This is a genomic window from Microcoleus sp. T2B6 (genome assembly GCF_036700475.1).
Classification (GTDB): Bacteria; Cyanobacteriota; Cyanobacteriia; order Cyanobacteriales; family Microcoleaceae; genus Microcoleus.
The window spans coordinates 22932-31641 of sequence record NZ_JAUBOZ010000032.1 but is presented as its reverse complement, the minus strand read 5'-3'; the positions used below and the strand labels follow the sequence as shown (position 1 = coordinate 31641).

Sequence of the window (8710 nt, the reverse complement as noted above, 5' to 3'; positions counted from 1 at the left end):
AAGCCTGTTCTTGATGATTTGACAGTGCCATGAAACCAATCTAAAATCTCAAATTATATAAGTTTTATTCTCTCCAATTGTGCTTCTAAGTTATCGATTAAATTATTTACTAACTGTAACTGGTACTGCTGAACATTCATATTTAATGGCTCTTTGCTTTCTTGAAAACAGATAACTTTTCCGGCGATTTCCTTGTAGTGTTGCAGCATGGAAAAAGTATCGGTACTGAAGCGAGCGAGATAGTTTTTAGCAGCCTCGCTGCAAATTTCCGTTACTTGATTTAGATAAGCTTCTGACGATTCAGGCGGCTTTTCATACCCAGTTCTTTTATTCAAAATATAGCTAGCACCGCCGACTACTGCGGCTCCCACAGGCCCGCCCAATAGCCAACCTAAGCCGGTGGCGATCGCCACTGGAGCCACTTCGCCCTCGTTCGACTTTTGAGCTGGAGGTGGTGGCGGATCCGGTAAACTGACTTGCGGGGATGGAGGAAAGGAAATCAAAAGTGCGATCGGCTGTTCTTTATCAAAGAACTCGCAAGCTTTATTTACCCATTCTGCGATGGTTTGCTGCTGATGTAAGACCTCTCGCTCAAATTTTAGCTTCCACGCATCAAAACTCCCTTCCTGGAGCGACAGCGCCATTTCCGATTGATACCGCTGCAAAAGTGTGGGCTGGTAAAGCCAAATCTCGAAATCCGAAACGCTGGCTTGAAAGCCTTTTGATATCAGTTTTTCGGCTTTTTGTTTAATTTCAATTTTGTCTTTGTGCTTTTTTTGACCTGCGGCTATTTCTGCGGTGACAGTTTCAGCTTTGGCTCGGAGAGATTGGCAAATTTTAGTAGCTATAGCTTCAATTCTGGGCAACTTAACTGCTAATTGTTCCTGTTGATCTGCTACAATACTTTGCAAAGCCGATTCAAAGCTGGCAATTCCTGTAGTTTGGGCGGCCGCCACATCTCCTTTCAGCCTCGCCCTCAAAGCCGGCAAAGCATCGACGCGGTAGATATTGCTGATATTGTTCGGCAAATTGGAGCGAAAACTTTCGGCAACAAACAACAACCGATTGTAAACTTGTTTTTGGTCGTCTGGTTCGAGTAGATTGAGAAAATTGGCAACAAAGACGACTGTGTTGATGTTGCGATCGCTCAACCAATCTCTCAAGTTCTCCCGTTCGCCTAAAGTCATCAATTTGCGAGCATCTAAAACCTGCACAATTAAATCAGCCGTTAGCAATTTATCCCGAACCAAATTATCCTGTTCTTCGCGGTCATTGGTTCCCGGCAAATCCAGCAATTCCACACCGGTTTGCAGGAATGGATGGGGACAATAAACATTAACGGCGGCCACATCATCCCGCATTTGTCTCGCGTCGTCAAGGATGGCATAGCGTTTCAAAACATCAGTCCCCGGTTCGCTAATTTCCGTGCCGTCTTTCAGGGTAATTTTTGCGTGCAATTCCTCGCCGTAGTTGACATAAATGGCAGCACCTGTAGTGGGCACGAGGTCGATCGGCAAAGCACGATTTCCAAGCAAAGCATTGAGCAAAGTTGACTTACCGTAATTAAACGGGCCAAAGACAGCGATTTGAAAAGTTGGTTTGGCGAGATAGTCGCAAATTGAGGTAGTATCTCGATACAGTTGGGAGTTTTTATCCAGTTCGAGAATACCGAGTGCTGATTTGAGATTGTCGGTCAGGTATTGATAAATTTCGGGTTGTTGCATATTGTTGTTTTATTTCATTTAGTTAGCTGTAGGTTGGGTTGAACGAAGTGAAACCCAACATTTTTTGTAGATTTGTTGGGTTTTGTAGATTTGTTGGGCGAACCGAAGCGTAGGGTTCGTTCCAAGGGCCCAACCTACATATATTATAAGCGATCGATCGAGCCTCATATTACTTATTCTCGTGAACCTGTAGGAGGTTCAGTAAATTCTAGTTAGTTCTAATAAGTTTTCTGGGAAGAGAGACAAGAAAACTTTCCCAAGGCGATATGCTGGTCCATTATTAGGACTCCAAGCATCCAACCACTTGTATTTTCCTTGATTCCAGCCTTCAAACACCCACCTCGATCCATCCAAACCCCAAGACAAATCCCAAGTAATGGAAGGCCAAAATTTATTCTCATTGATGGCTGTCAGTAATTCCAAAGATTTTGCTTCTGTGAGCATCCAAGGCTCTTCACTCCCTACCTTGCTTCCTACTTTTGTAACAGCCTGCAAGCAAGGTGTACTCAGTGTATCTCCCCAAACTCGAATGACTAAGCTGGGGTGAAAACTAGGTAGATAAATAAAGCGATAGGCAGTTTGTACCTTCTCCCGATCGGTGCAATTTGATAAAGGTGGCTCTTCAAATGCAGCTAATGTATTTGAATACCTGCTCTGCCTAAACTGCATTCCTTGTACTTGTTTATGAGAAAAATCTGGGGGAGTAACAATATAGTGTTGATTGATGAGGTCGATCCCCCAATCTCTATTATCATATCGAGAAGAAGCCAGATCGTACAATGCAGTATTTCTGTGTTCTATCTGCTCAATTCTTAGAGCAATTTGAAGAGCTTGCTTGTATTGCTCTTCTGAAATTTTTTCCTCTATCACTGCAATAACTCTTGAATGCCCTAGCAGTTCTTCAGGCAATAATTCATGGGAACGATCGAGCTTCCTCTCTAATTTTTTTTTAACCAGATGGACTAATATTCTATCTCTTTCTTCTATATCTTTAATTGTTTCGGCAACCAAAAGTGCCTCTTGCCAGAGATAATTTTTCTGATTTGGTTCTTGGATGAGATTGGCAATTTCAATTAAGGTAGCTGCCTTTGTATAGCCATTTGTCAATCTTTGAGTAATTTCGATCGCCTCTTGAAAACGACCTAGTTGCTTAAGTATATCTATCTTTTCAGGGCCATCTGGCAGATTTTGGTTAAGCCTGTTGTTCAGCAGCTTTTGATTAATTAGGGTTGCCTCTTGCCACAAGCCCAAGTTTTGTAGCAAACAAACCTTATCATAGCTATCCGAAAAGTTTTGGGTAAGTTCTAAGGCTTCCTGATAAATTTCCTGAGCTTTCTCATGGCGATCGACAAGTTCAAACTGTTGAGCCATGTTGATAAGTCGGTTGATTTTGGCAGAGCTGTCTTCAAGGGCTTGAATACTTTTCAAGTTTCTTTCTAATCTCTCTAATTTCTGTGAAACTTTATCATTATCCATATTTACCCCCTAATGTCTGCATCTACTCATCCACATCCTTAAGCCCCTTCTGCCGCAGGCTCCGCACCATGTCAATTTTCTTGCGATCATTCCCAATCTTGGGTCAATAACAACGGTAATTAGACTGGGGGATTAGAGCGTGTTTTCAAACTATTCTGTAGGTTGGGTTGAGGAAGGAAACCCAACTACAATTTAAGCTAATTTCAAGTTTGAAAACACGCCTAGCTTCCCGCCGATGCTAGGAAACATTGATATAGCGATTCAATACTCTGCGACTCTGCAGAAACATCAGCATCCAATTTTTTCAACCGCTGCGATTCAGCCTGACAATTAATCTCGCGAGATTCCTTTTGAGCCAGCAAATTATCTAACTCAGATTTCCGAGAAGTAATATCAGCATTCATGCGATCGCCCACTTCCCGCCCATAAACATCAAAACACTCTTTTACAGCATCATGAATCGGCTGCCACTGCTCTTGAGCCACCTGCGGCAGATATTTCACTAGCTCTTTTTTCGCCGCTTTCACCAACTGTTTATGAGCTCCGTCTGCTTGCAAAACCCCAACACCCATCCCCAATAAAGCCAAGTACAGCGGCCCCAAAACAATCCCCGTCAAACTAGCAAGAATCGTACTGACGCTCAACACAGTGATTAAGTTGAGCAGGATATTTTTCCAATCAAAACCCGCTCCGGCCATTGCTACTCCTGCCAGATTTCCGGTCGTTAAGGAGAACAATCCCATCGCCCATTTTGCCCAACCTGGGGAGTTATCTTCGTTCGAGTGGCTGACTGCTGCTGGTATTTTTTGTCCCGTCAGTTTTTCGGTAATTTTTTCAGTCACTTTCGTGTAAGATGCTCCGTAATTTGCGGCACTTTTCGATAGCTGCGAAAAGGCTGAATTCATTTCTTGTTCGGCCGTGAGAGTCCAAGCTGCTAGTTTGTCATTGATGTACTGCTCGAATGCTCGTTTGAGCGATGCTTCAAAAGCTTCTCGCTTGCCTTGGCTGAAGAAATCCAGAAATCTCAGTTCCGGTTGATACCGTAAGAAATCTGTTTCAAAGGTATTTTCTAAGTTGAGAACGTAGGTGCGAAAAGAATCTGCGATCGCCCGCGATTTACTATCTCTAACTTCGCTAATTTCTTGTTGAAATTCATCGCGAATCTGAGTCAGCTTTTTAAACTCCGGCTCAACTGAATCAATCTTTTCTTTCAACTCATTGACATCGCGATCGAGTAATGGTAATCTGCGCCCAACAGCTTCGCGGACACGAGCAGAAATTTGACGCGCCAAAGTCCTCGCCGGACGCAATTCCGAAATCGCCCTTTCCTGCGTCAAAAACGTATTCAGTGCCGCCATAAACTCTGGAAAACCAGTTCCTGCCAAATTCGCATCCGGGTTTTTCATCCGCAACCGGAGCGCCTTAATTGAGGTAATTGCAAACACTCGCTCGTCGTAAATGTCGTGGCCTTCTGTTAAACAATATTCAGCCAAATTAGCTTGAAAAACCCGCCGCAGTTTCCCTTCTGCTTCTGCCAATTCTTCAGGATCATCCGGGTCAATCAAACTTTCCCGCACCTGATCCCAAGCATTTATCAGGAAGAAAATGCTCAATCCGCGACCTTTGATGTAATTTTCTAGATAGCGTCTTTCACCCATTGTACAAGGCTGAGTTGCCCTGAGCACAAACAAAATAGCGTGGCAGTTGTTGATGTAACCGAGAGATAATTCATTGCGGGCTTCTGTATCGTTCAGTCCGGGACTGTCTACTATTTCTATGCCTTTTTCCAGCAAAGGTAAGGGATATTCTACTACGGCGCAATCGATATCTGGAAATGCTGGTTTCTTTTCTTCTTCTAAGCGTTTTGCCTCAGCGGGGTCAATTGTGTAGTTCTGTTTAAAACTTTTAAAATCTAGCTGTTTTGGGCTTTTGCCGTCATTGAAATAAACTGTGACTTTTTTTTCCGAACCGTAGCGCAAAATCGTCAGCAAAGCTGTACAGGGATTTACATCGCTGGGCAGTAAGTTTTCGCCGATTAACGCATTGAGAAAAGTGCTTTTACCGCGTTTCATGTCGCCTAGCACTAGCAGCCGAAAGACTCCTTGGCGCAAGTTTTTACTGGCGACATCAATGTCGGCGTTGTCTGTTTCTAAACCGAGTTTTCCCGATGCTTCTCCTCCTGCTAATTCTGATTGGTTGATGGCTGTGGCGATGTTGCTGAGGCGAGTGGCAATTTCTCGGCGCACGGCGGCTACTCGCTCTAAATCGTTGAGAAAGTTGCTAGTTTCTACTTTAAGGTTCATGGGGTATTTCCTGAGAGTTTCCTGCTTGAGCTTTTTAAATTTTGTCTTCTTCAATAAACATTTTGTAAGCGATCCAAGCAATGCCTCCAACTATCATGGCGGCTGCCAGCCAAGATGCTATGCGAACTGCAACGATAACAGCAATGACAATGCCTGTAAATTGAGCGGCTGCTATAATTTTTCGGCGCCACTGTTTGAGTTTGCCGTTAACTTGGCTGTCTGGTTCTTGGTACTTGCTTGTTAGATGTTCGGGCACTGAGCGGTCGATTTCGGCTTCTAGTTCGCGGAGCCGAATTTCTTGTTCTCGCTTCCGCAGTTCTTGTTCTTTGCGCCGGAGTTCTCGGGATTTGTTGTCAGGAGAATTCATAAATTTTAGCCTGTTTTTCGCTGGACAAATGTGTTATTTATTGTCACTGTTGCGGAGCGATAATACCAATTTAATGTGAAGTTTCACATATCTCGATCCCCCTCGCATACCCCCTACTCCCCCTGATCGTTGGGGAGTATGGGTTGACTTTGAGAAGAATCTTGTCCCCCCCTTTGTAGGGGCGGTGCCCCCGTGCCCGCCCTCTTGGTTAGGGGGGATCAGATTCTACGGGGCCTCATAAAAAATTGGTATAAGTTCTCTACGACTGTAACTCACATTTTCCCCCATGTCGAGAAATGTTAAGAAATTGTAAAAAGGGCGATTCCCTACGGGATATAGCAATCCTAAATCATTTGCATAATTATTGTAGGGGCAATCCCACGCCCGGTTGCCCGATAGATAGGTGGTAGGCACTCTTAGCACTACCCCTACAAATTTATCTGAATCATTTAGGATTGCTCTAGCTACGCTTCACGACTAATTAAGCCGATCGCCCTAGGCGCTAGACTAGCGGCTGCAAATCATCAATAGCCTTCGGGCCCGATAGTAGTGCGATCGCACTCGGCTTCCGACAAATCAACCAAGCGCGATCGAAATAAGTTGCAGCCCGCTAATTGAGCTTTGCTTAACTTTGCTTTCTCCAAATTAGCTCGGCTTAAATCCGCATATCTCAAATCGGCATTCGTCAAATCTGCATTGTACAAATCCGCACCTTGCAAATTGGCTTTCTGCAAATTAGCACCTTGCAAATTGGCGTGACGCAAATTTGCTCTTGATAAGTTGGCTCTTGATAAAGTTGCTTCCGACAAGTTAGCTTGATAAAGTTGAATGTCGCCCAATTCAGCATCTTGCAAATCAGTTTTATAAAGATTGGCTTGAGTCAAATTTCCGTAGGGCAAATAAGCTCGCCTCAGAACGCTACCAGAAAGATTTATTTCTGTCAAATCTGCTTGAAACAAGTTATGTTCACTTAAGTCAACGGCGTTAAAGTTTCGCTGGCCCTCAGCATACTGAGCAAGCAATTCCTCAGCGCTTAGCTTTTGCATTTTCATTCCTCATGACGACAGCTACTGCAGCCAATCCATAACAGTAATTAATGGTTATTTTTCTGCGTATTTATACTTATGTCTCTTATTATGTTAAGCTTGTGTAACAACAGTCGCATTTTTTCTAAGATTTTTTTTATATTTGTAAAATTCTGCCTTGCTCAACCAGTAAGCGGTTAGTAATGTCAAGATCGAGAAACCAAAGCCAATCCTCTACTGAAATATGCCAGAACTTCCTCTCTCCATTGCTCAGCACTACCACGAACGGACAAAATACGACCCTGAAACCATTGCTGCTAAAAGTAAACAGCTAGATTGGACAGAGCAACCTGTTCCTTTCAAAGAATATAAAATTGGAGCGTATTTTGACCTCAAGCCTTATCTAAAAGACCCCTCCGAGGATGCCGATGCCGATCCCGATGCCGCTTGGTGGCATCGGTTATCTAGCTTGTTGCTGTGCAGCTACGGGTTGACGGCGAAAGTGCAGACGGTAGACGACAGCTACCTGTATTTGCGATCTGCACCGTCGGCGGGTGGACTCTACCCAGCAGAGGTTTATTTAATCTCCCGTGGCACTGCCCAGTTGCCGGCCGGACTCTACAATTATCAGTGCAGAACTCATTCACTTGTTCATTTTTGGGACAGTCAAGTTTGGCCGACATTGCAAGCAGCTTGTTTCCAGTCGCCAGCGCTAGAAAATACCCAATTGGCGATCGCCATTACCACTGTTTTTTTCCGTTCTTCTTGGCGTTACGAAGACCGAGCTTATCGGCGAATTTTTCTAGACACTGGCCATTTATTGAGTAATATCGAGTTAGCTTGCGCCGTCAACGATTACCGACCTCACCTGATTGGAGGATTCGCCGACGAAGCTGTCAATGAATTACTCTACATCGACTCGGAGCAAGAAGGAGCTATTTGTGTAGTTGCTTTAGCCGACTTGCTAGATATTGACCAAAACTTGCCTAAATTTAAAACAGCTTTGCCCGGAAACACCACGACAGATTACCCAAAAATTTCCGAAGGTCAACTGTTAAAATACCTCCACAAAGCCACGCATTTAGAATCAGACCCTACCGGATCTGACGGCTGGAAACTGGATGAAAGTGAAGGGGAATTAGAGGATAAATACAACTTTCCATTTTGTACTAAAGTTTCGACGGTCACTCCTTCGATTCCTTGGGGAGTGAACCTGGAAACTTTAGAAAACACTATGCTCAAAAGGCGTTCTACCCGTGCTTATACAGGTGCTTCTTTGAGCTTGGGCGAACTGCTAGCTATGCTCGATTTTACTTACCAGCCCCAGCACTATATTGACCAAGGATTAGACGGTTATCCAGACTATTTCGATTTAAGTTTGATCGAGACTTTTATTGCTGTTTCGGGAGTGCATGGGTTAGAAGAAGGCTGTTACTATTACGCTCCGAAAGCTCAAGAATTGCGGCAAATTAGGTTTAAAAATTTCCGCAGGGAACTGCATTTTTTGTGTTTGGGGCAAGACTTGGGCAGAGATGCGGGGGCGCTGTTGTTTCACACGGCGGATTTGAACAGGGCTGTAGCAAAATATGGCGATCGAGTTTACCGCTATTTGCACATGGACGCGGGTCATTTGGGCCAGCGGTTGAATTTAGCAGCTATACAACTGCGTTTGGGTGTCAGCGGTATCGGGGGCTTTTTTGACGATCGCGTCAATGACGTTCTCGGTATTCCTGCGGGTGAGGCTGTGCTTTATATTACAAGTCTGGGAAGACCTCGATCGTAAGAATTACTCCTCAGTCAGCATTAGTCAGAAGG

General features: G+C 44.2%; 6 protein-coding genes. 1 reads left to right on the top strand and 5 read right to left on the bottom strand.

Features of this window, described 5'->3' with window-relative positions:
* Positions 1–53 precede the first annotated feature (53 nt).
* From QUA00_RS16020 to QUA00_RS16000, 5 genes are all read right to left on the bottom strand, one after another.
* Positions 54–1724, bottom strand: a complete 1671-nt coding sequence (locus QUA00_RS16020; RefSeq protein WP_333410202.1) for a dynamin family protein — start codon at positions 1722–1724, stop codon at positions 54–56.
* A gap of 198 nt (positions 1725–1922) precedes the next feature.
* The gene (locus QUA00_RS16015) at positions 1923–3200 is read right to left on the bottom strand and encodes a hypothetical protein (protein ID WP_333140460.1); all 1278 of its coding nucleotides are present in this window, start codon (positions 3198–3200) and stop codon (positions 1923–1925) included.
* A gap of 221 nt (positions 3201–3421) precedes the next feature.
* Positions 3422–5503: a dynamin family protein gene (locus tag QUA00_RS16010; protein WP_333140458.1), complete on the bottom strand. Its 2082-nt coding sequence runs from the start codon at positions 5501–5503 to the stop codon at positions 3422–3424.
* Between the two features lie 34 nt (positions 5504–5537).
* Complete coding sequence (locus tag QUA00_RS16005) at positions 5538–5870, bottom strand: hypothetical protein (RefSeq protein WP_333140456.1); 333 nt, start codon at positions 5868–5870, stop codon at positions 5538–5540.
* 524 nt (positions 5871–6394) lie between these two features.
* On the bottom strand, positions 6395–6916 hold the full coding sequence (locus QUA00_RS16000) for a pentapeptide repeat-containing protein (RefSeq protein WP_333040082.1): 522 nt from the start codon (positions 6914–6916) through the stop codon (positions 6395–6397).
* Between the two features lie 223 nt (positions 6917–7139).
* Here QUA00_RS16000 and QUA00_RS15995 point away from each other — a divergent pair, with 223 nt between their 5' ends.
* On the top strand, positions 7140–8678 hold the full coding sequence (locus tag QUA00_RS15995; protein WP_333140454.1) for a SagB/ThcOx family dehydrogenase: 1539 nt from the start codon (positions 7140–7142) through the stop codon (positions 8676–8678).
* Positions 8679–8710 lie beyond the last annotated feature (32 nt).